This is a genomic window from Thiorhodovibrio frisius, assembly GCF_033954835.1.
Classification (GTDB): domain Bacteria; phylum Pseudomonadota; class Gammaproteobacteria; order Chromatiales; family Chromatiaceae; genus Thiorhodovibrio; species Thiorhodovibrio frisius.
In genome coordinates this window covers 3,209,054-3,232,359 of record NZ_CP121471.1, presented here as the reverse complement: position 1 = coordinate 3,232,359, position 23,306 = coordinate 3,209,054, and the positions used below count along the sequence as shown (strand labels likewise).

General features: G+C 60.1%; 25 protein-coding genes, 1 tRNA gene and 1 pseudogene. 18 read left to right on the top strand and 9 right to left on the bottom strand.

Annotated elements, in window-relative coordinates:
* Positions 1-611: 611 nt before the first annotated feature.
* The 3 genes from Thiofri_RS14785 to Thiofri_RS14775 all read right to left on the bottom strand — a co-directional run bounded on the left by Thiofri_RS14785 (position 612) and on the right by Thiofri_RS14775 (position 3,068).
* Complete coding sequence (locus Thiofri_RS14785) at positions 612-974, bottom strand: hypothetical protein (protein WP_323705316.1); 363 nt, start codon at positions 972-974, stop codon at positions 612-614.
* Between the two features lie 351 nt (positions 975-1,325).
* Complete coding sequence (locus tag Thiofri_RS14780) at positions 1,326-2,045, bottom strand: hypothetical protein (RefSeq protein WP_323705314.1); 720 nt, start codon at positions 2,043-2,045, stop codon at positions 1,326-1,328.
* A 75-nt stretch (positions 2,046-2,120) separates the two neighbouring features.
* On the bottom strand, positions 2,121-3,068 hold the full coding sequence (locus tag Thiofri_RS14775; protein ID WP_323705312.1) for a hypothetical protein: 948 nt from the start codon (positions 3,066-3,068) through the stop codon (positions 2,121-2,123).
* Positions 3,069-3,538: 470 nt separating this feature from the next.
* Here Thiofri_RS14775 and Thiofri_RS14770 point away from each other — a divergent pair, with 470 nt between their 5' ends.
* Together Thiofri_RS14770 and Thiofri_RS14765 are read left to right on the top strand one after the other, a co-directional pair.
* Positions 3,539-3,736 carry a type II toxin-antitoxin system prevent-host-death family antitoxin gene (locus Thiofri_RS14770; protein WP_407702903.1) on the top strand — a complete coding sequence of 66 codons (198 nt, stop codon included), beginning with the start codon at positions 3,539-3,541 and terminating at the stop codon, positions 3,734-3,736.
* A gap of 5 nt (positions 3,737-3,741) precedes the next feature.
* Positions 3,742-4,158 carry a type II toxin-antitoxin system VapC family toxin gene (locus Thiofri_RS14765; RefSeq protein ID WP_009146977.1) on the top strand — a complete coding sequence of 139 codons (417 nt, stop codon included), beginning with the start codon at positions 3,742-3,744 and terminating at the stop codon, positions 4,156-4,158.
* Between the two features lie 287 nt (positions 4,159-4,445).
* On the opposite strand, the gene Thiofri_RS14760 is transcribed toward Thiofri_RS14765, so the two are convergent.
* The 5 genes and pseudogenes from Thiofri_RS14760 to Thiofri_RS24820 form a co-directional block, all read right to left on the bottom strand.
* Positions 4,446-4,733 carry a type II toxin-antitoxin system VapC family toxin gene (locus tag Thiofri_RS14760; RefSeq protein WP_223296660.1) on the bottom strand — a complete coding sequence of 96 codons (288 nt, stop codon included), beginning with the start codon at positions 4,731-4,733 and terminating at the stop codon, positions 4,446-4,448.
* Complete coding sequence (locus Thiofri_RS14755; RefSeq protein WP_009146979.1) at positions 4,730-4,978, bottom strand: type II toxin-antitoxin system Phd/YefM family antitoxin; 249 nt, start codon at positions 4,976-4,978, stop codon at positions 4,730-4,732. The genes Thiofri_RS14760 and Thiofri_RS14755 overlap by 4 nt, the downstream gene beginning before the upstream one ends.
* A gap of 342 nt (positions 4,979-5,320) precedes the next feature.
* The gene (locus Thiofri_RS14750; RefSeq protein ID WP_009146980.1) at positions 5,321-7,123 is read right to left on the bottom strand and encodes a vWA domain-containing protein; all 1,803 of its coding nucleotides are present in this window, start codon (positions 7,121-7,123) and stop codon (positions 5,321-5,323) included.
* A 161-nt stretch (positions 7,124-7,284) separates the two neighbouring features.
* Positions 7,285-7,644, bottom strand: a complete 360-nt coding sequence (locus Thiofri_RS14745; protein WP_040854915.1) for a TusE/DsrC/DsvC family sulfur relay protein — start codon at positions 7,642-7,644, stop codon at positions 7,285-7,287.
* Between the two features lie 90 nt (positions 7,645-7,734).
* A pseudogene (locus Thiofri_RS24820) lies at positions 7,735-7,915 on the bottom strand (Uma2 family endonuclease); the annotation flags it as partial.
* Between the two features lie 213 nt (positions 7,916-8,128).
* On the opposite strand from Thiofri_RS24820, the gene Thiofri_RS14740 reads away from it, so the two are divergent.
* Together Thiofri_RS14740 and Thiofri_RS14735 are read left to right on the top strand one after the other, a co-directional pair.
* Positions 8,129-8,971, top strand: coding sequence for a hypothetical protein (locus tag Thiofri_RS14740; RefSeq protein WP_009146982.1), 843 nt, complete (start codon positions 8,129-8,131; stop codon positions 8,969-8,971).
* A gap of 202 nt (positions 8,972-9,173) precedes the next feature.
* Positions 9,174-9,668 (top strand): YbjN domain-containing protein, encoded by a 495-nt coding sequence (locus Thiofri_RS14735; RefSeq protein ID WP_009146983.1) that lies wholly within the window; start codon positions 9,174-9,176, stop codon positions 9,666-9,668.
* Between the two features lie 23 nt (positions 9,669-9,691).
* On the opposite strand, the gene Thiofri_RS14730 is transcribed toward Thiofri_RS14735, so the two are convergent.
* On the bottom strand, positions 9,692-11,365 hold the full coding sequence (locus Thiofri_RS14730) for a DUF342 domain-containing protein (protein ID WP_009146984.1): 1,674 nt from the start codon (positions 11,363-11,365) through the stop codon (positions 9,692-9,694).
* Positions 11,366-11,652: 287 nt separating this feature from the next.
* Here Thiofri_RS14730 and tpiA point away from each other — a divergent pair, with 287 nt between their 5' ends.
* From tpiA to nuoK, 14 genes are all read left to right on the top strand, one after another.
* Positions 11,653-12,414 (top strand): triose-phosphate isomerase, encoded by a 762-nt coding sequence (gene tpiA, locus Thiofri_RS14725; protein WP_009146985.1) that lies wholly within the window; start codon positions 11,653-11,655, stop codon positions 12,412-12,414.
* A 170-nt stretch (positions 12,415-12,584) separates the two neighbouring features.
* A complete protein-coding gene (gene secG, locus Thiofri_RS24815; protein WP_009146987.1) occupies positions 12,585-13,157 on the top strand; it encodes a preprotein translocase subunit SecG in 573 nt (190 codons plus the stop codon).
* An 8-nt stretch (positions 13,158-13,165) separates the two neighbouring features.
* Positions 13,166-13,250: transfer RNA gene (locus Thiofri_RS14715), tRNA-Leu, on the top strand.
* Between the two features lie 145 nt (positions 13,251-13,395).
* Complete coding sequence (locus Thiofri_RS14710) at positions 13,396-13,752, top strand: NADH-quinone oxidoreductase subunit A (protein ID WP_009146988.1); 357 nt, start codon at positions 13,396-13,398, stop codon at positions 13,750-13,752.
* 88 nt (positions 13,753-13,840) lie between these two features.
* Entirely contained in the window at positions 13,841-14,317 is a 477-nt protein-coding gene (locus Thiofri_RS14705; protein ID WP_009146990.1) for a NuoB/complex I 20 kDa subunit family protein, read from the top strand.
* Positions 14,318-14,392: 75 nt separating this feature from the next.
* Entirely contained in the window at positions 14,393-15,124 is a 732-nt protein-coding gene (locus Thiofri_RS14700) for an NADH-quinone oxidoreductase subunit C (protein WP_009146991.1), read from the top strand.
* Positions 15,117-16,376: an NADH-quinone oxidoreductase subunit D gene (locus Thiofri_RS14695; RefSeq protein WP_009146992.1), complete on the top strand. Its 1,260-nt coding sequence runs from the start codon at positions 15,117-15,119 to the stop codon at positions 16,374-16,376. The genes Thiofri_RS14700 and Thiofri_RS14695 overlap by 8 nt, the downstream gene beginning before the upstream one ends.
* Complete coding sequence (locus Thiofri_RS14690) at positions 16,376-16,903, top strand: NADH-quinone oxidoreductase subunit NuoE family protein (RefSeq protein ID WP_009146993.1); 528 nt, start codon at positions 16,376-16,378, stop codon at positions 16,901-16,903. Before Thiofri_RS14695 ends, Thiofri_RS14690 begins: the two co-directional genes overlap by 1 nt.
* 22 nt (positions 16,904-16,925) lie before the next feature.
* Complete coding sequence (gene nuoF / locus Thiofri_RS14685; RefSeq protein ID WP_009146994.1) at positions 16,926-18,224, top strand: NADH-quinone oxidoreductase subunit NuoF; 1,299 nt, start codon at positions 16,926-16,928, stop codon at positions 18,222-18,224.
* A gap of 61 nt (positions 18,225-18,285) precedes the next feature.
* Complete coding sequence (nuoG, locus tag Thiofri_RS14680) at positions 18,286-20,664, top strand: NADH-quinone oxidoreductase subunit NuoG (RefSeq protein WP_009146995.1); 2,379 nt, start codon at positions 18,286-18,288, stop codon at positions 20,662-20,664.
* A gap of 4 nt (positions 20,665-20,668) precedes the next feature.
* Positions 20,669-21,709, top strand: a complete 1,041-nt coding sequence (gene nuoH, locus Thiofri_RS14675) for an NADH-quinone oxidoreductase subunit NuoH (protein ID WP_009146996.1) — start codon at positions 20,669-20,671, stop codon at positions 21,707-21,709.
* A 75-nt stretch (positions 21,710-21,784) separates the two neighbouring features.
* Entirely contained in the window at positions 21,785-22,276 is a 492-nt protein-coding gene (gene nuoI, locus Thiofri_RS14670) for an NADH-quinone oxidoreductase subunit NuoI (protein WP_009146997.1), read from the top strand.
* A 66-nt stretch (positions 22,277-22,342) separates the two neighbouring features.
* Positions 22,343-22,999, top strand: a complete 657-nt coding sequence (locus tag Thiofri_RS14665; RefSeq protein ID WP_009146998.1) for an NADH-quinone oxidoreductase subunit J — start codon at positions 22,343-22,345, stop codon at positions 22,997-22,999.
* Complete coding sequence (nuoK, locus tag Thiofri_RS14660) at positions 23,000-23,305, top strand: NADH-quinone oxidoreductase subunit NuoK (RefSeq protein ID WP_009146999.1); 306 nt, start codon at positions 23,000-23,002, stop codon at positions 23,303-23,305.
* Position 23,306 lies beyond the last annotated feature (1 nt).

Genomic DNA, 23,306 nt, shown 5'->3' with positions numbered 1-23,306 from the left:
CCGACAGCCCAGTCAGACGCCTTTACGGCGCAAAGTAAGCTCACCGTGAAAATCTGAGCCATTCGTTGCAACCTCCCTGGCAATTCCAAGCTTGGAATAAATGGATGACAGTGGCGGTCTTAAACGAATGACTGACGTTGCAGTGCGGAGATTGGCTGGCCTGGCTCGATGCCGCATGGGAGGGCTCCGTCATTTGCTTGAAATGCAAGTAGCAAGCCAGGTTTTAAGGAGCCGCGAGCCCTGACCGACCGGGTTGGGTGGGAAGTAGATGCGCAAGTCGCATCCGCCGGAGCCGCACCAGGCGCGGTCGAAGCGGTAGACCAAGAGGGTATCGGTTGCGTCCGCGGGCCTGTCTTCGCGAGGGCGGCAACTGCGGGGAGTTGCTTGGGCATGTGCGATTCCTTGTCATGCTCGGTTGGCAAGCGACGCATGCGTGGTTAAGCCGCCAGACTGGGAGCGCAGTCTATGGGGGTGGCGTCGCCAACTGGTGCGGATGGACAACATAACGCTTGTTTTTGTCCGTTGTCAACAAAAGGCAATCAAATGCAAGGCGTGGCTCTTGCCGGCCGGCTCGGGGCGTGGAATCTTGAATTGCCCGCTTGTGCGGCGCTTCAGTGATCACTACGTTGTTTCTTCAACCAAGCTTCGATGACATCGGGATCAAGCCCTTTCAGCCGCGCCTCGGAATCAAGCCCCTTCAGCCGTGCCTCGGGATCAAGCCCCTCAAGGCGTTCCTCGGGGTCGAGTTGGGGCAGGTAGGTTTTGAGCCAGTCGCGGGCTTCGCGCTTCATGTCTTCGTAGGTGTGTGCCATCTTGCCTTCTCCAAATCGGTGATGGGCGATGAGATTGTGCAGGTGCGCACCCAGGTCGCTGCGCGGGCGATAACTCCTGAAAGCTGCCCGCCAGTGCGCCTCGTCGGTGGCAAACAGGCCCCAAGGGGCGTTGCGCGGGTGGAGCTCGAGCTGGTTAATCACCACCAGGCGCAGGTCGCGGGTGCCGACGCGTAGGTGATAGATTCCAGCCTTTGCGGTCTTTTGACAACTCCCGGGTGGCAGTTGTTTGACCAGCTTGCGCGGAAAGCGCGTGGCGATGGCGTAGGAGCGGAAATCCTCGGCCGGCAGTAGGGGGTAGGCTTTGCGCGGTTCCGCGACGGGGGTTTCATCGCCAGCGGGCAGGTGGCGCAGGGCGCGGATGGAGGCGAGCTTGCGGTAGGTGACGTAGTGGCTGTTGAGCTCTTCGGCCGCCCAAACACCAAAGATGCAAGGCTTGGCTCTTGCCGGCTGCGTCGGGGCGTGGAATGTTACATCGCTCCCTTTTGCGGCGCCTCAGTGATCATTGCGTTGTTTCTTTAACCAAGCTTCGATGACATCGGGATCAAGTCCTTTCAGTCGCGTCTCGGGATCAAGCCCCTTCAGTCGTGCCTCGGGATCAAGCCCCTTTAGTCGCGCCTCGGGATCAAGCCCCTTCAGTCGTGCCTCGGGATCAAACCGCCTTAGCACTTCTTCGGGATCAAGCCCCTCAAGGCGTTCCTCGGGGTCGAGTTGGGGCAGGTAGCTCTTGAGCCAGTCGCGGGCTTCGCGCTTCATGTCTTCGTAGGTGTGTGCCATCTTGCCTTCTCCAAATCGGTGATGGGCCATGAGGTTGTGCAGGTGCGCACCCAGGTCGCTGCGCGGGCGATAACTCGTGAAAGCGGCCCGCCAGTGCGCCTCGTCGGTGGCGAAGAGGCCCCAGGGGGCGTTGCGTGGGTGGAGCGCGAGCTGGTTGATCACCACCAGGCGCAGGTCGCGGGTGCCGACGCGTAGGTGATAGATTCCTGCCTTTTGGGTCTTTTGACAACTCCCTGGCGGCAGTTGTTTGACCAGCTTGCGCGGAAAGCGCGTGGCGATGGCGTAGGAGCGGAAGTCCTCGGCCGGCAGCAGCGGATAGGCTTTGCGCGGCTCCGCGACGGGGGTTTCATCGCCAGCGGGCGAGTGGCGCAGGGCGCGGATGGAGGCGAGCTTGCGGTAGGTGACGTAGTGGCTGTTCAGTTCCTCGGCCGCCCACACATCAAAGGTGCAACGTTGGCTCTTGCCGGCCGGGGCGGGGCCGTGGAATCTTAAATTGCCCGCTTGTGCGCTGCCTCAGTGATCACCGCGCTGTTTGTTCAACCAAGCTTCGATGACATCGGGATCAAGTCCTTTCAGTCGCGCCTCGGGATCAAGCCCTTTCAGTCGCGTCTCGGGATCAAACCGCCTTAGCACCTCATCGGGATCAAACCGCCTTAACACTTCTTCGGGATCAAGCCCCTCAAGGCGTTCCTCGGGGTCGAGTTGGGGCAGGTAGGTCTTGAGCCAGTCGCGGGCTTCGCGCTTCATGTCTTCGTAGGTGTGTGCCATCTTGCCTTCTCCAAATCGGTGATGGGCGATGAGATTGTGCAGGTGCGTGCCCACGTCGCTGCGCGGGCGATAACTCGTGAAAGCTGCCCGCCAGTGCGCCTCGTCGGTGGCAAACAGGCCCCAAGGGGCGTTGCGCGGGTGGAGCTCGAGCTGGTTAATCACCACCAGGCGCAGGTCGCGGGTGCCGACGCGTAGGTGATAGATTCCAGCCTTTGCGGTCTTTTGACAACTCCCGGGTGGCAGTTGTTTGACCAGCTTGCGCGGAAAGCGCGTGGCGATGGCGTAGGAGCGGAAATCCTCGACCGGCAGCAGCGGATAGGCTTTGCGCGGTTCCGCGACCGGGGTTTCATCGCCAGCGGGCAAGTGGCGCAGGGCGCGGATGGAGGCGAGTTTGCGGTAGGTAACGTAGTGGCTATTGAGTTCTTCCGCTGCCCATACATCAAAGGGTTCGCCACCGGCTTTGAAGCTCAGCAGATTATGCGCCGCTAAGTCCTCAAGCCCATCTGGGCGTTCCTCGGGTGGGGCAATGGTCTGCTCTGGCGATGGCCCTTGTTCGATGATGAGCACATCCAGGCGTTGGCTGCGTAGCGCCAGCTCTTCCTCGCTGCTGACGCGATAGGGCAAGCCGATCAGCGCGTCGGCGAGGGCCTTGCCCAGCAGTTCGTGCCAGGGGGTGCGTTTCTCGCGACTCATGGGTAAAGTCTAGCCGATTTGCCCGTTCATGGGGGAACGTGAAACACCTGGAAGGACCAGCGCGGCCCTGACCGAGGCCCAAGCTGCAAGCAATTCCGGGGGCAGGATACTTGATTCCCCCGCTGATGCCGCCTGACCAAAGGCTCCCACCATCCAGCCTCCGGGATTCGCGCCTCGGGGCTTTTTTCTGTGGTAGCCAAAGACCCCGTCACGCCATCGCCGCGAAAAAAACCTCGCGGGTTCATCGGCCCCTCGACTCGTCTTCCCTCGGCTGCCCCGTGATCGATCCTTTGTCACCAGGGTCGTTGGAGATGAGCCGCAGGCTCCTTGTTTTCCTTCAAGGCTTGTTCAGGAGCAGGGGCGAGGATAAACTGGTCAGATGTCTAGTCACTTAATGTTAGGGGCTCCAAATGCTAACTTGGCCGGTTCAGGACGCGAAAGCGCGCTTTAGTGAGTTCTTGGATACGTGCGTGAGCGAAGGCCCTCAGGTGGTGACCCGACGCGGAATCGAAACTGCCGTACTGGTTCCCATTGACGAGTGGCGGCGGCTTCAGGTGGCCGCGCGGCCCTCACTGAAGCAGGTGCTGCTCACCGATTCGGCCCGCACCGACCAGCTTGTGCCGGCACGTGGCAAGGCTCGGCGCAGACACACTGCCAGGTTGGAGTAAAGCTGGTGTATTTGCTCGATACCAATGTCGTCTCTGAGTTGCGCAAACAACGGCCACATGGCGCTGTGATCGCTTGGCTCAAGTCCGTTGACGATGCCAATCTTCATCTCGCCACCGTCACCCTGGGCGAAATTCAGGCCGGCATTGAGCTGACCCGCGAGCAGGATGCCGAGAAAGCCAAGGAAATCGAAGTCTGGCTGGATCTGTTGAGCGGCTCCTACAATCTTTTGGCGATGGATGGGCCGGCGTTCCGTTGCTGGGCGCGGCTGATGCACCGCACCTCAGACACCCTTTACGAAGACGCCATGATCGCCGCTATTGCCAAGGTGCATGGCCTGAAGGTGGTGACGCGCAACGTCACGGATTTCGCCGGCTTCGGCGTTGAGCTGCTCAATCCATTCGAGTTTCGCGCGACAGACTGAGCCGCGGGCGGGATTAAAAGGATAGAGTAGAGAGCAGGTTGCCAACGCTTTAGTCGCGGCTTATCCGTTGGCCGCCCCTTTCGTCTGGCGGCGCCTAAATAGCCGAGGCATGGTGCTGACAACCAGCCCTGGCGGCATTGGGTCGCACCAGGGTCTCCAAAACAGTGCTTATCTGTGAGACAATGCAGCCTTACGTGTTGCAGACGGTTTTTGTCCGCAGGGGCGAAAACTCAGATTCCAGTCTTCAGCCGCTTCGAAGCGGCAGCTGTCATCGCCGATCTGAAAATCTAAGCCCGGTGATGGTCGGGAAGGTGGCGAACCGTGGCGGCGTGGCTGCCGGTGATGGGCAATTCGTGAAAGCCGGTTGCCAATCCGGCCGCGCGAACAACCTCGGGCTCCGCGTCGAAGTCAGGCCGATTCAAGGCGCGCTTGATCGCAATTTCCCAGATATTTGCGGCACTGAAGAAGACCTCATGTTCGGTAGATTCCAGCATCTCCCTTTGAGAGGGCGCGAGCCGGGCTGGCTCAAGGAGGGACCAGAGCAGGATATGCGTATCGAGGAGGACGCGCATCATCGACCCTCGATGGCGTCGATGAATTCGGCAGGGGTCGCGGGCAGCGGTTCGTTGTCGTCCGCGGGTAGCTTGTATCGTCCGGCGAGCCGCCCGAGCACGCGCCGAGCCGGTGGTGCTTCAATGGGCACCAGGCGCACGACCGGTTTGCCGGCTCGGGCAATCACTGCTTCACCACCGGATTCGACTTGTTCGATGATCCGCGACAGGCGCGTCTTGGCCTCATGAATGTTGAACAGCGTTTGCATCGCTGGCCCTCTCAATTAGCTAGACTTAGTCTAGTTACGAGTCGGCTAACGGATCAAGCATTTTTCTTGGGAATTGCTTGGAGAAATTGCCTCTCATGTCGCTAACGCCGAGGGTTGTGTCTTCGCATTCCCCCTGAAAGCAAAGCTTGCAGGCCAGCTCGTCGTCGAGCCCAGGGTTTTTTCAGGGCTCCAGTTGGGTGGGAGTAATGCTCACCCAAGGTCAGTCCGGTTTGCAGGATGCCGTGCTCACCAGCACCGCCGCCGGCGCTGATGGACAGCAGCGGCCGCGAGCCCTGACCCGGTTGGGTGGATTAGATGCGCAAGTGTCAGCGAGTTTCAGAATCAATTCAAGGCCATCGCCTGTTCGACCAGTTCGACGAAGCGGGCGCGGTGGCCATTTTGGTCTTTGCCGACGGCGCCTCGAGTGAGTTGCAGCAGGTCGCCGAGACTGTAATCGCCGACAGCCGGGTTGTTCTGGAGGATCTGCGCGAAACCAGCCACGGCGACGGCGAAACGGGTATCGTCGGATTGCTGGGCCAGGGGCGCCTTGTCGGCTGCGGTGACCGGTCGCTCCATCAGGCGTGAGGCGGTCTCTCCAGGGGCTTTCCAGCGGATGCGAAGATGGGCGATCTCGGCCTGCCGATCCGCGGGTGACGGGGTTTGCGAGGATGTTGGGGAGGATGCGGATTCGGCGCCCTGTCTGTCGCCATAGCGTCGCTGCGGGAGCCGCAGGCCGGCCGAGCCGGGCGCGGCGATTTCGTAGATGGCAGTGACCCTGTGGCCGTCGCCGATCTCGCCCGCGTCGACGGCATCGTTGGCGAAGTCTTCCTCGCGTAGCATTCGCGTCTCGTAGCCGACCAGGCGGTATTCGGCCACCTGTGCAGGGTTGAACTCGACCTGGAATTTGACATCATCGGCGATGGGTTGTAACTGGGCGGTGAGCTTCTCGACCAGCACGCGCCGGCCTTCCTCGAGGGAGTCAAGATAGGCCGCCATGCCGTTGCCCGCCTGGGCCAGCCTCTGCATGGTCTTGTCGTTGTAGTTGCCGCGCCCGACGCCGAGGATGCTGAGGTAAATGCCGGTCTTGCGCTTGCGTGCGACATAGTCCTCCAGCCGCCCATCGTCGACCACGCCGAGATTGAAGTCGCCATCAGTGGCAAGGATGATGCGGTTGATGGCGCCTTTCTTGAAATTTTCCTCGGCCAGTTTATAGGCGGTGGCGATTCCCTTGGAGCCGGCGGTTCCGCCGCCGGAGGTGAGTCGCCCAAGCGCGGTGCAGACGGTTTGCTTGTCAGCGGCCGAGGTTGGGGGGAGGACTACGCGGTCGGCGCCAGCGTAGGTGACAAGGGCGACGCGGTCGTCGCCGTCAAGTTGGTCCACCAGCAGGGCCATGGAGCGCTTGACCAGGTCCAGGCGGTCGGGGCCGCGCATGGATCCGGACACGTCAGCCAGCAGGACCACGTTGGCTGGCGGCAGTTCAGCGCGTTGCGGAGCCCAACCGCGAATGCCGACCACCATCAGCTCCCTCCCCTGCCCCCAGGGCGACGGCATCAGGTTAACCGAAGGCGCGAAAGGTTTTGCGGCGCTCTCTGGGCGCGGATAGTCGTAGTCGAAGTAGTTGACCAGCTCCTCCACCCGCACGGCGTCGGCCGGAGGGTGGTCCCCGTCGCGGATAAAGCGCCGCACGACGCCCATGGAGGCGGTGTCCACGTCGGCGGAGAAGGTGGAGATGGGTTGATCGCGGGTGCGAATGACGCCGTTCAGGTCCGTTTCGGAGAAGCGATCACGCTCGACGATGCCTGCCTCGGGCAACGGGCTGGGCGATGGCGGGGCCACCCTGCCCATGCCATCGGCCATTTTCATGGCCGGCCGGGCTGATTGGGGAGCCGTCCGGGTCGGGGGGAGCGACTCCTGCAGCGGCGCCAAAATGTCGTGCGGCTCCATAAAATTAAGTATCTCGGGAGCCGGCGCGGGCGGGCCGCCACGGGCTGAGCTGGCGGCCCGCTCCTCTGGGATGGAGGCTCCCGCGCGTTCCACGATGGTTAGACAGCTCTCATCCGCGAGCCCGGTGTGAGTCCAGCCGAGCGCTACCAAGCCCGCAGCGGCTAGGACCAGGTGGGTCGCGATTCCAACATTTTGTCGCATGATGGCCTCCTATTAAATACCGCCTGAGTAGGCGGTCTAGTCCGTTTAGTGTTCGCTTCGTCCGTGGCTAGCATGCCGCGGAGGGCTGCCCGGGTCTTGGGACAACCGTTCTTTCTGTGTCGCGGCCAGCGTCGGCTGGCCGCGGCATGATGCGCCTCGAGCTACTGAACGCTGCCGAATGACTTGTCGACGGCGCCAGCTGGCGCCTGCAGGCCGGCCAGACGGCAGCCTTGAGCCACGGGGCCGCCGGGTAAGAGCTCATAGAGGTATTTGATGCCGCCGCGCGCGTGAAAATGCTCATCGAGCGCGTCGTGCAGCTTGCGAACATTGGGCGTCTTATCGGCTGCGAAGAACGCCTGCAGCGCGCTAATCAGCTCCCAGTGATCTGCCTCCAATTTCAGGTCGTCAGCACTGGCCGTGGCTTCGGCGCTGGCGCTGCTCCAGCCTTCTGGAGCATGCGGAAACCGCGGGTCATGCTGGCTGTTTGCCGGGTTCATAATCTCGCTCATGGTCTCGGCCATGGTAAAGCTCCTCTTGGCTTTGGTGTTGGATTCTGTTTTGCACTGTCGCGATGGATCGCGCGCTTGATTGTCTACTGGACTTGCGTCGGCCGTGCCTTCAGATAGCACCTCGACAATTAAAACGGGTTCGTTTTTGTAAAGTGGCTGTTGCCGGTCAGCCTCGCTGCAGGTGACAAAGATATCGGGATAAAAAAACCGCATCGGCGGCTTCCACGCGCAACTTCATATCCGCCATGTACACTCGGCATCTGGTCCCACGCACCTTTCGGCGAGGGCTCGGCTCAGCAAGATTCTGGCCTTGCGCGGGATCGTAGCGGTGGCGCCTACCACTTCCTGCTGTTGGGGCTTGGGCTTGCCCGTTTTGGACTTTGCGGGGCCCCAGTCTTAACAGGCGCGCCAAGCCCCATCCCAGCAACACTGAGACAAGCTCTGCGCCGAACAGTTTAGGATATATGTGGACGTTAGTGAGCAGTGAGGGCATCGCATGACCCAAAAAAACATTATCCAGAAAAACATCACCCAGAAAAACATCACCCAGAAAAACATCACCCAGAAAAACATTAACCAGCAAACCACGACCATCGAAACCAATGGTAGCGAGACCACAGATGCCCTCGGCCAAGCGCTGACGGCGCTGGGCCTGGAGCGCTCGCAGCGCTTCGGGGTGATGCAGTGGAAGGGCCAATATGAGGGTCGGGTTGTGACCCTGAGCATCAGTCGCCAGGGCCGCACGCGATATGCCGGCGAGATTCGCTACCGCCAGCACCTCGGTTTCCGGCTGCGGATCGAGCTGCAGACCAAGGTTCTCACCCGCTTCTATCTGGTCCCGGCGGGCTTTGCCAACTCTGGCCTGATGCGCCGGATCTACCGCTGGCGCGGCACGCAGGTCATCGACAAGGTGCCCGAAGCACTGACAAACTTCCGCGGTGTGGCGAGGGATGTCCCCTGGGGCCAGCGTCTGCTGGCCTGCTCCGAGCTGATCGACGACATCGCCGGGTTGCTCACCGAGCGGACGCACGGCGGCCTGCAGGGCAGTGTCTACTTCGAGCCCGAGACTTTGCACTACGGCAGCAGCATACTAAAACGCGCCGATTTCGAGGCGGACTGGGTCAGGTCCATTCTGGAGCGCTTGGCGCGAATTGCTGCGGTGGCCGATCACCTGCCTTTGCCGCAGCGCCAGGACAGGCCGTCGCGCTTTGCGGGATTGGCGCGCCGTCGACCATTGCTGGCTGCCTCCCTAATGCTCGGTGGCTTCTTGGGTGTCCTGATGGTGTTCGCGCTGGTGTTAGTGCTGATCCTCTCGCTGATTGCCATTGGATTCAAATAATCCTGACATGTCCCGGTTGCTATGGCCGCTGCGTCGGCGGAAGCGATTTCTCACCGGCCGGATTGCCGAGCTGCTGTCAACCTTGGGCTGCCTGGACTCTCGGTGAGCCACCCATGGCGACACCAAGAAAGGTTTTGCGATATAGTTTGGCGCGAGTCTTTAGTCTAGGTAGCGAACAGTCTTATTAGGAGGCTTAAACATCATGAAAAATCATGCGTTTGGAGTTGTTCTGCGGGCAGCCATTCTAACAGCCGCTTTTGTGACGCCGGCGGTTGCGGCTGATTCACCGACTATTATTGACGCAAATAGCTTGGATGCCATTTTAGGTCTCGCGAAGGGCTTCGGCAGCGCTGAGTTGGATACTGATGGTGTTGGCGACCCAATGATTAGCGGTCGGACTAACGGCATCAAATATGGGATTTACTTTTACGGCTGTGAGGAAGCAAAAGATTGTAAAGACATACAGTTTGTGTCTGGTTGGACAGGTGTGAAGTTGTCGCTGGAGAAGATCAATGAGTGGAATCGAACTCAGCGCTTCGGCAAGGCATTCATCGACGAGGAGGGTGATCCTGGGGTCAGATTTCCAGTGAATATTCGCTACGGCGTCACCTCAGAGAACATGGAAGATACCATCGATTGGTGGGCGGTAATCGTCAAGTCTTTTAAAGAATTTATGGACGAAAATGAAGGAAAATAGTTGCGACTGCCGGGCTTTGGGCATCACTTGGCTTTGAGCGGGCTCTGTCGTAGCCGACCTTCGGCATAGCAGAAGCGGACCTGGTTTGCCCTGTCCATGATCTCCTGCGTTTTGTCGCCAATGGTGATAAAAACACGCGGGTAGATGGCGTCCTGAACCTCAATGCAGCTGCCTGCGATGGCATCGACCGTCGCTTGCAGCTGATCGCGCTCCACAGTCAGGGTGCTCAACTCCGCTTTCAGGGTGTTGCAGGTGCTGTTGATCTTTTTCAGTCGTGGTTCAATGTCCGGGGCTTGGGTCTTGGACAGATCGACCATTACCCTTAGCAAGCGGCCAAGGTCTGCCTGTTTGCAGGCGACGTTCTCATTGTGGTCTTCGAGTTGGCGCATGATATCGGTTGATGCCTGAATCATCGCCTCGGTTGTGATGCCCGCCTCGGCGCCCAATGTCTGGGCGCGGATCAGTTTGCTGGCCTGTACGCGACCTCCGACAATCCCGCTGCGTGGTTGGCCGGTGGAGCCGACTACCACATGATGATCACATCTGACCTGACTGTGGGTGATCTGGCTCTTGATCGCGATGTCGCCTTTCACATCGAGTTCAGCTTTTTCGACATGCCCCGCGCTCAGGTTGCCTCCGCAATGAACGCGCATGCTCAGTCCCTCCTGGCGTGCGTCGTCGCTCGGTCCGGTAATTCCCATTTTTACATCCAGGTTTCCACTGACGTAGATCTCGGCGCATTCCACCATGCCCATGATCTGGACATCCCCAGTCACCTTGATGCGCATTCCGGGGCTGACGCTGCCCTTGACCATCAGGGTGCCGTCGTAGTCGATGTGGCCCGAGCGCATGTCAACCTCGTTAATTTTTAACACCGGGTCGACCGATGCGCCGGCCTGCTGCAACACGGGTTGTCCGGTAACGGTGGCAACAAGGAGATTCGGGTCCTGTTCAGAGACTGCCGTTCCCTTGTGGTGATTAAAGGGTAGCTGACGGCCGTCTTTGGCCTTGATAACCTCTCCCTGGAGATTGAAGCCGTCCACGCCTTTGGTCGGGGGATGGCGACGCATCAGGACATCGCCCGGTTTGACGGTCGGTATGGCGCCGAGATCCCGGTAGTCGAGCGATCCGTCGGCGCGCTCGGCCGGGCGTCTCTGACTGATTTTGACTAACGGTTCGAACGGACTGTCGTTGCCGTCGATGGCCGCCTTGCCGCGTGCTATAACGATTTGCAGCGTGGCGCCCGGTCTTGCAGTGTGCGCCGCCGCGAGCAACCGGTTGATGGTCTTTTGGTCAATTAGGTGCGGCGCAATTTTGGCGTGCTCAATCACATCGTTGAGATGTTCTGTCGATAGCGGGGAGCCGCCGCGTGCGGTTTTTAGTGTCAGCTTGGCAACCAGATTGTCCTCGCTAAGCCGGAGCCCGACCTCAGCATCGTGGCATTCGCCAATTTCGACCGTGCCGTTCTCGCCGCTTGCGAGCATCCGTTGCAGTTGCAGAATGCCGCTTTTTGCAATGACCGCGCCTTTGAGTTCGGCGCTTTCGAGCTCGGCAGTGAGCCAGTTTTGATCGATGGTTAGCGGTTGCTTGCCAATGGCGACCTGCGCCATCACCCGGTTGCCAGCCTCGTTGCGGTGCAGGGAGACCTGGGTCCGGGCAGGTGCCTGAATGTCGGATGGTTTGGATTCCTGGGGCATGGGTCAGAGTTCCTTAGCGATGGGGGGGATCTTTGGGCTGTCTGAGGTGGCTGGGTCCATGGGGGTCAGGGCGCCTGTGCGGGAAAGTGTCCGCGCGCGACAATTTCTAATTGTGACAAAAGCGTGGGAGTCTTGCTCAAATGATTGAATTGGCATGCCTTTGATTGGCGCGTCATGGTGCCCGACGCCTGACAGGATGCGTTTTCTGATCCCGGAGGCCGCGCCGGGTTGCGCGGAACGCGCGATATCGCTAACATGCACGGCTCTTTTTTGGAGGGGATTTCGACATGCGCCAGCCATTGGTTGCGGGTAACTGGAAAATGAACGGCAGCAAAGCGGACGCTGCTGATCTTGTTAACGGCATCAAAGCCGGAGCTGGTAACATCCGCAAGGCGGAAGTCGCCCTTTGTCCGCCATTCCCTTACCTGCCTATCGTGGAAAATCTGCTCGCTGGGTCGAGCATTCGCTGGGGCTCGCAGGATGTCTCGAGCGAAACCGACGGGGCCTTTACCGGCCAAGTATCCGCGCGTATGATTCATGAGTTCGGGTGCACCTATGCAATCATCGGTCATTCCGAGCGGCGCATGTTCAACGCCGAAAGCGACGCGACCATCGCGAAGAAATATCAGCAGGCGCTTGCCGTTGGGCTCACTCCCATTCTCTGCGTGGGCGAGTCCCTTGAGGAGCGCGAGCATGGCAAGACCGAGGAAGTGGTCGCGCGTCATCTCGACGCCGTCCTCGAAGGGATTGGAGCAGAGGCCATTGGTAGCGGTGTCATTGCCTACGAGCCGGTCTGGGCCATAGGCACAGGCGTCACGGCCACCCCGGAGCAAGCCCAGGAGGTGCACGCTTTCCTGCGCCAGCGCATTGCTGCCAAAAGCCAGGCACATGCCGATGCGGTGCGGATTCTCTACGGTGGCAGCATGAAGCCTGGCAATGCCATGGAGCTAATCGGGCAGGGGGATATCGACGGCGGCCTGATTGGCGGCGCAGCCTTGAAAGCAAGCGACTTTCTCGCCATTTGCGCGGCGGCAGAGGCGAATGCCTGAGCAGTTGCCTGGTCGCAGCGGTGCGAGCGCGTCGCGGTTATCTGGCCCCACAGATTTGGGCCAGTTTTCAGCGTAAATTGGGGTCCAGGCTGCCATATTGGCATCCTGGATTGGAATATCAGAACAGCCAGGGCTGAGTGGAAGCGGCTATTTGAGGTCGCGAGTCTTTCATGCAAACAGTTTTAACCATCCTCCATCTGCTGCTCGCGATCGGATTGATCGCGCTGGTGCTGATACAACATGGCAAGGGCGCGGATGCCGGAGCTGCTTTTGGCAGTGGCGCATCGGCGACTGTCTTCGGAGCGCAGGGGTCGGGCAATTTCCTATCGCGCTCGACAGCCATTCTCGCAACCGCCTTTTTCTTGACCAGTATCGCACTGGCTTATTACGCAACCAAGGTCGAGGAACCCGCCGGTCTGATGGACGCTTTGCCAGCGTCTGAACCCGGTGTAAGCGAATCCGCGCTGCCCTTTGCTGTTGAACCCGAGGGCGGCCAAAGTGCCGAAGAAGTTGGGCAGGGCACGGGTGAAAACGGGATTGGCGATTTGCCACCCGGGGCGCGTTCGATGGGGACGGAAGCAGAATCCTCTGACGTGCCACTTGGTGATCTGCCTGCGCATCTGAGCGGCGAGGCTGCCGAAGGCACATCCCCGGATTTCCAGGATCTGGCGCCTGTCGATGCAGTGGGTAACGATGCAGCGGGTGACGACTCACAGAGTCAATCGGACACCAAAGAACAATGAAGGTTTTTGCCGACGTGGTGGAATTGGTAGACACGCTGTCTTGAGGGGGCAGTGGCGCAAGCCGTGCCGGTTCGAGTCCGGCCGTCGGCACCAAAAACGGATCCGCTAAATACGGATCAATAAGCAACCAGAAAACAGGATGACCCAGAAAATGCTGGTTCTCCTGAAGACTGTCACACAGCGCTTGCTGGAATGGCTGGATTAACAACCACTGTTGCGCCGGGGAGGAGGCACTCGCATGCTCGAGGGCTATCTGCATATTCTGATCTTCATAGGAGTGGCGCTGCTCATTGGCGTTGGCCCCTTGTTGCTCGGCGCACTTATTGGTCCACGCAAGCCTGATGCGGAGAAGGATTCTCCTTACGAGTGCGGTTTCGATGCCTTCGAGACTGCCCGCATCAAGTTTGATGTGCGTTACTACTTGGTCGCTATCCTCTTTATCGTTTTCGATCTTGAAATCGCCTTTCTTTTTCCCTGGGCCGTGGTGCTCGATGACTTGGGAATGACGGCTTTGGTCGCCATGGTGCTCTTCCTTGGCATCTTGGTTGTCGGTTTTATTTACGAGTGGAAGAAAGGCGCACTCGAATGGGAATGATCGCCAGTCCGGTGGTCTCTGATCCGGCAACCTCGCATCAGGTTGCCTCTGACTGGGTCGGCCTCGGGTTGAACGAGGGGAGCGTGTGATGAGCATTGAAGGTTTGCTGGAAGAAGGGTTCGTCACCACGACGGCCGATCAACTGATCAACTGGGCGCGAACCGGCTCTTTATGGCCGATGACATTTGGGCTTGCCTGCTGCGCCGTGGAGATGATGCACGCCGGCGCCGCGCGCTACGATCTTGACCGCTTTGGGATTATTTTCCGCCCCAGTCCGCGCCAGTCCGATGTGATGATCGTTGCCGGCACCCTGGTCAACAAAATGGCGCCTGCGCTGCGCAAGGTCTATGACCAGATGGCCGAACCGCGCTGGGTGATTTCCATGGGTTCCTGTGCCAATGGCGGTGGCTACTACCACTATTCTTATTCAGTGGTGCGCGGCTGTGATCGCATTGTCCCGGTCGATATTTACGTTCCCGGTTGCCCGCCAACGGCCGAAGCGCTGCTTTATGGCGTGCTGCAACTGCAGAACAAAATTCGCCGTACCAATACCATCGCGCGCTAGGCCCCATGTTTGCCGTAGTGCCTCCCGCGATACGCATCTCAGGCCAGTGCCCGTTATCGAGACTCTGACTTTGCCGTGAATCAACCCGCTGTTACCGCACCTTCCACGAGTACGGGCGATGCGCGCCTTGACGCGCTGGCCGTGTCACTGGTCGAGACCTTCGGAGAGCGCGCACATGAACTCATCTGCGCGCATGGCGAACTGACCCTGGTTGTGAAGCCGGCCGATTTGCTCGTCATTTGTGCCGAGTTGCGCGACCTGCCTGAATTCAGCTTTGAGCAGTTGATTGATCTCTGTGGTGTGGATTACGTAGCCTTCGGTCAGTCCGAATGGGAGACGGAGCTTGCCTCGAGCGACGGCTTTGGCCGTGGTGTTGATCGCGAGCCCGATCTGGATTTGGACTCCGACGGACGCTTTGCGGTGGTTTATCATCTGCTGTCGCTGAAACACAATCGTCGGTTGCGCCTGCGGGTCCATGCGGCGGGCTCCTCTCCCATGGTGGATTCTGTCGTTCCGCTCTGGCCGGTGGCAGACTGGTTTGAGCGTGAGTGTTTCGATCTCTTCGGCATTCTGTTCAACGGCCATCCGGATTTGCGCCGCATCCTGACTGACTATGGCTTTGTCGGTCATCCCTTCCGCAAGGACTTCCCGCTGAGCGGTCAGGTTGAGATGCGCTATGACCCTGGGCAGCAACGGGTGGTTTACGAGCCAGTCAGCATCGAGCCGCGCGTGCTGGTGCCGCGCGTGATTCGCGATGACAGCCGCTATCTTGCCGAGGGTCCGAGCAGCGGAGGGGCCAATGCCTGAGATTCGCAATTACACGCTGAATTTCGGCCCCCAGCATCCGGCTGCGCATGGTGTGCTGCGTTTGGTGCTGGAAATGTCCGGCGAGGTGATCGAGCGCGCCGATCCGCACATTGGGCTCTTGCATCGCGGCACCGAGAAACTGGCCGAGACCAAGCCGTTCAATCAAAGCATCGGCTACATGGACCGCCTGGATTACGTGTCCATGATGTGCAATGAGCACGGCTATGTGCGGGCAATTGAAAAGCTGCTGGCCATTGAGGCACCCATTCGCGCCCAGTACATCCGCACGATGTTCGACGAGATCACGCGGATTCTAAATCACCTGATGTGGCTCGGTGCCCATGCCCTTGATGTCGGCGCCATGAGCGTGTTTCTGTACTGTTTTCGCGAGCGCGAAGACCTGATGGACTGCTACGAGGCGGTCTCGGGCGCGCGCCTGCATGCCACCTATTATCGCCCCGGCGGTGTCTATCGCGATTTGCCGGGTCAGATGCCGCGCTTCTCGGAGGAAAGCTCCAAGTGGCACGGCAAGCGCGAGTTCCAAAGTCTGAACAAGGCGCGCGAGGGCTCGCTGCTCGACTTTATCCAGGATTTCACCGAGCGCTTCCCGAACTTGGTCGACGAATACGAAACCCTGCTGACCGACAACCGCATCTGGAAGCAACGTACCGTCGGCATCGGCGTGGTCGATGGCGCGCGCGCCAAGGCGTTGGGCTTTACCGGCCCCATGCTGCGCGGCTCGGGTGTGGAATGGGATTTGCGCAAAAAGCAGCCCTATGCCGCTTACGACAAAGTGGATTTCGACATCCCGGTGGGTGTGAATGGCGACTGCTACGACCGCTATCTGGTGCGGGTCGAGGAGATGCGTCAGTCCAACCGTATTGTTCGCCAGTGCATTGATTGGCTGCGCGCCAATCCGGGTCCGGTGATGATCGGCGATCACAAAGTCTCGCCGCCAGTGCGCACCGAGATGAAAGACGACATGGAAGCCCTGATCCATCACTTCAAACTCTTTACCGAGGGCTATTGCCCGCCAGCCGGCGAGGTCTATGCTGCGGTGGAGGCGCCCAAGGGCGAGTTTGGCTGTTATATCGTCGCCGATGGCGCGAATAAGCCCTATCGGCTGAAAGTGCGCGCACCGGGTTTTGCCCATCTGGCCGCGATGGATGAGATGTCCCGTGGGCACATGCTGGCCGATGTGGTCGCCATTATCGGCACCATGGATATTGTCTTTGGGGAGGTTGACCGCTGATGAGCTTTCGCAATGCTCCGCTGGCGGTGATCCACGACCGCGATAAATCCAGTCTGTTCACTGAGGATCTGCGCGCCGCCATTGATGGGGAGATCGCCAAGTATCCTTCGGAATGGAAACAATCCGCTGTGATGGCGGCCCTGACCTTGGTGCAGGATTCCAATGGTGGCTCCCTGACGCGCGCGCTGATGGACGACATCGCGGCCTATCTCGACATGCCCGAGGTGTCGGTGTACGAGGTGGCCAGCTTTTACGGCATGTATGATCTCGAGCCCGTTGGTCGCCACAAGGTCTGCGTCTGTAATAGCATCTCCTGCCTGCTCAATGGCAGCGAGGAGTTGATCGACCATGTGCGCGAACGCTATGGGATCGAACCCGGCCAGACCAGTTCTGATGGCAAATTCACCTTGAAAGAGTTCGAGTGTCTCGGCGCCTGCAAGGATGCGCCCGCCGTGCTGGTCGACAAGGTCTATCACGAGCGGCTGACACCGACGACGCTCGACCGCTTGATCGACGCGCTTGACTGATCCGCCGGCAAGAGTTGTAAACATGGTTGAACACCAGAATACCGTCTGCTTCCGCACCATGCATCTGCCGCCCGAGCGGCGCTATCGGCTGGAGGAATACCAGGCGCTTGGCGGCTACCAGCAATGGGAACGCATCCTGAAGAACCGGATCGACCCGAACGACATCATCCAGGAATTGAAACTTTCGGCCTTGCGAGGGCGCGGTGGGGCAGGCTTTCCGACCGGACTTAAGTGGAGCTTCATGCCGCGTCAGGCGCCTGGGCAAAAATACATCGTCTGCAATTCGGATGAAGGCGAGCCCGGCACCTGCAAGGATCGCGACATTCTTCGCTACAACCCGCATCAGTTGATCGAGGGCATGGCCATTGCCGGTTATTGCATTGGCGCCACTGTCGGTTACAACTACATCCGCGGCGAGTTCTACGAGCCCATCGCGCGCTTCAATGCCGCGCTTGATGAAGCCTATGCCGCCGGACTGCTCGGCAAGAATGTGCTTGGCTCTGGCGTGGATTTTGACCTTCATACCCACCTTGGAGCTGGTGCTTACATCTGCGGCGAGGAAACCGCGCTGCTTGAGTCCATTGAGGGTAAAAAGGGACAGCCACGCTACAAACCGCCGTTCCCGGCCCAGGCGGGACTGTTCGGGCGACCGACGACCATCAACAACACCGAATCCCTGGCCTCGGTGCCGGTGATTCTCGAAAAGGGCGGGCAGTGGTTTCTCGATCAGGGGCGGCCGAACAATGGCGGCCCCAAGCTGTTCTCGGTCAGTGGCCATGTTGAAAACCCCGGCAATTTCGAGGTGCCCCTGGGGACGCCATTCCGCGACCTGCTCGCCCTGGCTGGCGGCGTGCAGGGTGGTCGGGAGCTGAAGGCCGTGATCCCCGGCGGTTCGTCGGTTCCTGTGGTGCCTGGTCACATCATGATGGGGGTGGACATGGACTACGACTCTATCGCCAAGGCCGGCTCCATGCTTGGCTCGGGCGCCGTAGTCGTCATCGCCGAGGGCACCAGTATGGTCAAGGTACTGGCCAATCTGTCACATTTTTATGCACACGAATCCTGTGGCCAATGTACCCCCTGTCGTGAGGGCACCGGCTGGCTCGCGCGGGTGCTTGATCGCATCTTGAAAGGGCAGGGGCGTCGGCAGGATATCAGTCTGCTTGACAGCGTCGCCGGGCGCATCGGCGGGCGTACCATCTGTGCTTTGGGTGATGCCGCAGCCATGCCGGTGCAGAGTTTCCTGAAACACTATCGTCACGAGTTCGAGGAGCTGATCGAGGCAACTCACCAGGGCGCGGCCAGCGCGAAGGCGGCCTGATTCCTCGAGTCAATTTCTTATCGTCCACCGAACCGCAATTCCACTGCATAGCAAGGGCGCGATGTCCGACAAGATTACACTGGAAATCGATGGTCGCACCTGTGAGGCGACGCCTGGAGAGATGATCATCGCGGTCGCCGACCGCGAGGGCATCGCCATCCCGCGTTTTTGCTATCACCCCAAGCTGTCCATCGCGGCCAACTGCCGCATGTGCCTGGTTGAAGCCGAGCAGGGCGGGCGTCCCTTCCCCAAACCGATACCAGCCTGTGCCACACCAGTCGGCGATGGCATGAAGGTGCAGACGCGCTCGCACAAGGCGCTCGAGGCGCAGCGTGGCACCATGGAATTCCTGCTGATCAACCATCCGCTTGACTGCCCGATCTGCGATCAGGGCGGGGAGTGCGAGTTGCAGGATGTGTCCATGGGCTACGGCGAGGATGTCTCTCGCTTCAGCGAGCGCAAGCGCGTGGTGCAGGACGAAGATATCGGCCCGCTGATCGCCACCGAAATGACGCGTTGCATTCATTGCACCAGATGCGTGCGTTTTTGCGCCGAGGTCGCCGGCGTGCGCGAGCTGGGCGCGACCGGCCGTGGCGAGGACATGCGTATCGGCACCTTTGTGGCGCATGCCGTCAGCCATGAACTCTCGGGCAATATCATTGATCTCTGCCCGGTTGGTGCACTCACTTCCAAGCCTTACCGCTTTGCCGCGCGCGCCTGGGAGTTGACCGACCGTGACAGCATCTCCCCGCACGACGGCTGCGGTGCCAACCTGCGCCTGCATGTGCGCCGCGATGAGGTGATGCGGGTGCACCCGCACGCCAATGAGGATGTCAACGAAACCTGGATTTCCGACCGCGACCGCTTCAGTTATCAGGGCCTCAACAGCGATGCGCGTCTCGACCAGCCAATGGTCAAACGCGACGGGACCTGGCAGACAATCAACTGGGAATCCGCGCTCAAGCTCGCCGTCGAGGGGCTCCGGGCGATTGATGCGGATGGAGTTGGCTGTCTGCTCGCGCCAACCGCCACGCTCGAGGAGCAATACCTGCTGCAAAAACTCATGCGTGGTCTGGGGACTGGTCACATCGACAGCCGCCTGCGCCAGCAGGATTTTCGCGGTGACAGCTCCGACCCGGTGCGGCCCTGGCTTGGCCTGCCTATCGTGGAACTCGAACGCCAGCAGGCGGTGGTGCTGATCGGCAGCGACATCCGCGCGGAGCAGCCACTACTCGCGCATCGCATACGCAAGGCGGCGCTTAAGGGCGCGACGGTTGCGGCCTTCAATTACTACTATCTGGATCTGACTTTCCCTTCCAGCCAATTCATCGCGCCCCCGGGGTGCTTGCTGGTGGAACTGGCGGCTCTGGCCGCAGCGCTGGATCTACCGGGTAACGGTTCCGTGCGGGAACTGATTGGCATGGCCGAGCCGGATGATCGGCATCGGGAACTGGCCGAGCAGTTGCGAGCCGCAGGTTCTGACGGCGGCGCTGTGATTCTGCTAGGAGCGCTGGCTGGCGCAGATCCCGACTATGCGCTCATTAAGACCTTGGCCGAGACCATCGCCAACGGCAGCGGCGCGCGCTTGGGCTATTTGCCGGCGGCCAACAGCACGGGCGCAGCCTTGGCCGGCGCGCTGCCGCATCTGGGGGCGGGTGGTAAAGTGCTGGAGACTCCGGGACTGAATGTACGCGAGATGCTCGCCACACCGCGCCAAGCCTATGTGCTATGGGATCTGGACCCTGCTGCCGATCTGATCGACCCGGCGTTGGGTCAGCAGGCATTGTCATCCGCGCAATTGGTCATCGGCTGCTCGGCTTTCCGCACCCCGGCGCTGGAGCAGGTTGCGCATCTGTTGTTGCCCATTGGCGCCTTTGCTGAAACCTCCGGTACTTTCGTCAATGCTGGCGGGCTCTGGCAACGCTTTCAGGGCGCGGTGGCGCCGCCGGGCGAGGCGCGACCGGGCTGGAAGGTGCTGCGGGTGCTCGGCAATCTGCTTGAGCTGGACGGCTTCGGCTACAACAGCGCGCGCGATGTCGCCACCGAGCTGCAAGCCCTGTGCGGTGAGATTGGTTTCGACAACGGCCCTCGCAGCGCGCGCCCGGATTTTAAACTTCCGGCTATCGGTGAGTCGCTGATGCGGGTCGGCCCCGTGCCCATCTATGCGAGCGACAATCTGGTCCGTCATGCACCGGCCCTGCAACACACGCCGCTGGCGGAGCCCCTGGCCGTGCAATTGCATCCTGAGCAAGCCGAGAAGCTTGGCTTCGCCGATGGCGATAGCCTCAGCATCCGCCAGGGCGATGCGACGGCCACGGCCAGCCTGAGCATCACCGATTCCGTTCCGCCAGGATGTGCTCGCATTCCGGCTGCAGTGCCAGGCAGCGAGACTCTGGGCGCCCAGATTGGTCCCCTGACCTTAAGCAAGGTGCGAGGATAGCCCGATGATGGAACTCTGGTCGAGTTTGCCCCTGGTGTTGCGAGGCCTGACCGCGACCCTGGTTATCTTGGTGCCCTTGTTGGCGGTGGTGGCCTGGTACACCTATGCTGAGCGCAAGGTGATCGGCTACATGCAGGTGCGCATCGGGCCGAACCGGGTCGGCTGGCGCGGGCTGTTGCAACCCATTGCCGACGCGCTCAAGCTGATGGTCAAGGAAATCATCGTCCCGGCGAAGGCGAACAAGGTGCTGTTTTTTGCCGCGCCCCTGATTGCCATTGCTCCGGCCCTGGGTGCCTGGGCTGTGGTGCCCTTTGATGATGGCCTGGTGCTTGCCGACATCGATGCCGGTTTGCTCTATGTGCTGGCCCTGACCTCGCTTGGCGTTTATGGCGTCATCATTGCTGGTTGGGCCTCCAACTCCAAGTATGCCTTTCTGGGCTCCCTGCGCGCAGCGGCTCAGATCGTCGCCTACGAAATTGCCATGGGCTTCGCGCTGGTCGGGGTGCTGGTCGCTGCCGGCAGTCTGAACTTAAGCGCAATCGTTCTTGCTCAGAGCGGAAGTTTCCTGACCTGGTACTGGCTGCCCTTGCTGCCGCTGCTCGGGGTCTATTACATCTCCGGTGTCGCCGAGACTAACCGCGCGCCCTTTGACGTGGCCGAGGGTGAGTCAGAGATCGTCGCAGGTTTCCATGTGGAATATTCCGGCATGGGATTCGCGGTCTTTTTCCTTGCCGAATATGCCAACATGGTGCTGATCGCCATGCTGACGGCGCTCCTGTTCTTCGGCGGCTGGTTGTCACCCTTTCAGGGCATTCCCGTGCTGGAGGGGCTCTTTTCCTGGGTGCCGGGCATTCTCTGGTTGCTGCTGAAGACCTTCTTTTTTATGTTTGTTTTCCTGTGGCTGCGAGCGACCCTGCCGCGCTACCGTTACGATCAGATTATGCGCCTGGGTTGGAAGGTGTTCATCCCCATCACGATTGTGTGGATTTTGGTGGTGGCCCTTGGTGTGGTGCTGGAAGTACCGCCTTGGTGGTCGCCAGCCTGACCAATGCGCAACCTGAGTTCGAGCGAATCGCCCTGGCTGCGATAAATACCGACGAAGAAACCTTGAGAACCAACGATGCTGCAACGCGCGCTTGATTATTTGAACAGCCTGATGCTCGTCGAGGTGCTGAAAGGCCTGCGCCTGACCGGCGGCTATCTGTTCAAGCGCAAGTTCACCATTCAGTACCCCGAGGAGAAAGGGCCCATCTCGCCGCGCTTTCGCGGCCTGCATGCACTGCGCCGCTACCCCAATGGCGAGGAACGCTGCATCGCCTGCAAGCTGTGCGAGGCTGTGTGTCCAGCGCTGGCCATCACCATCGAGGCTGAGCCGCGCGAAGATGGCTCAAGACGCACCACCAGATACGATATTGATTTATTTAAGTGTATCTACTGCGGCTTTTGTGAGGAGTCCTGCCCGGTCGATTCCATTGTCGAGACGGATATCTATGAGTATCACTTCGAGACTCGCGGCGACAACGTCATGACCAAGGACAAACTGCTCGCCATTGGCGACATGTACGAGGAACGCATTGCTGCGGCTCGGGCGGCCGATGCGCCTTATCGCTAGGCTGCGGACGGCTAAAGAACCACCGGCGCTCTTCATCAGCCCGATTCATCACCGGACATCGTATTCATGGGTTTCGAGAAATTCCTGTTTTTTCTGTTTGCCGCGATAACCCTGTTCGGCGCGGGGATGGTCGTCACGCGGCGCAATCCGGTGCATGCGGCGCTTTATCTGGTGCTGACCTTTGTCTCCACCGCCGCGCTCTGGCTGCTGATTGAAGCCGAATTTCTTGGCATCGTGTTGGTGCTGGTCTATGTTGGCGCGGTCATGGTGCTCTTCCTGTTCGTGGTGATGATGCTCGATATCGACGTTGCCGCCATGCGCGCGCAGTTCATTCGTTATCTGCCCTTGGGTCTGCTGATTGTTGCGCTGTTGATTTTCAACATGCTGCTGGTGTTGGGGCCCGGGAATTTCGGCCTGGATGAATTCGCCAACCCGGCGGCCAAAGCGGCGGGTTACAGCAATACCGCAGAACTGGGTATGGAGCTTTACACCACCTACCTGTATCAGTTTGAGATCGCGGCGGTGATTTTGTTGGTGGCCATCGTCGCGGCCATTCGGTTGACCTTGCGGCGCCGGCCCTCGACCAAGTATCTCGATCCCTCAGCGCAGGTGCGGGTGCGCAAGGGGCCGGATCGCGTTCGCATTGTCAAAATGGCAACCGAGCCGGTGCCTGCTCCAATAGCTCAAACCAAGCCCGATGTCGGCGAGAAGGGAGAAGACTGAATGATCGCACTCTCGGATTATTTGCTGCTTGCCGGGTTGATGTTCGCCATTGCCGTGGCTGGGATTTTCATTAACCGCAAGAATGTCATCATCCTGCTGATGTGCATCGAGCTCATGCTGCTGGCGGTGAATATTAATTTCGTCGCTTTCTCGCATTTTCTCGGCGATACCGCAGGGCAGGTGTTTGTTTTCTTCATTCTCACGGTCGCTGCGGCCGAGGCGGCCATCGGGCTGGCCATTTTGGTGGTGCTGTTCCGCGGGCGCCAGACCATCAACGTCGACGATCTCGATCTGCTGAAGGGCTGAC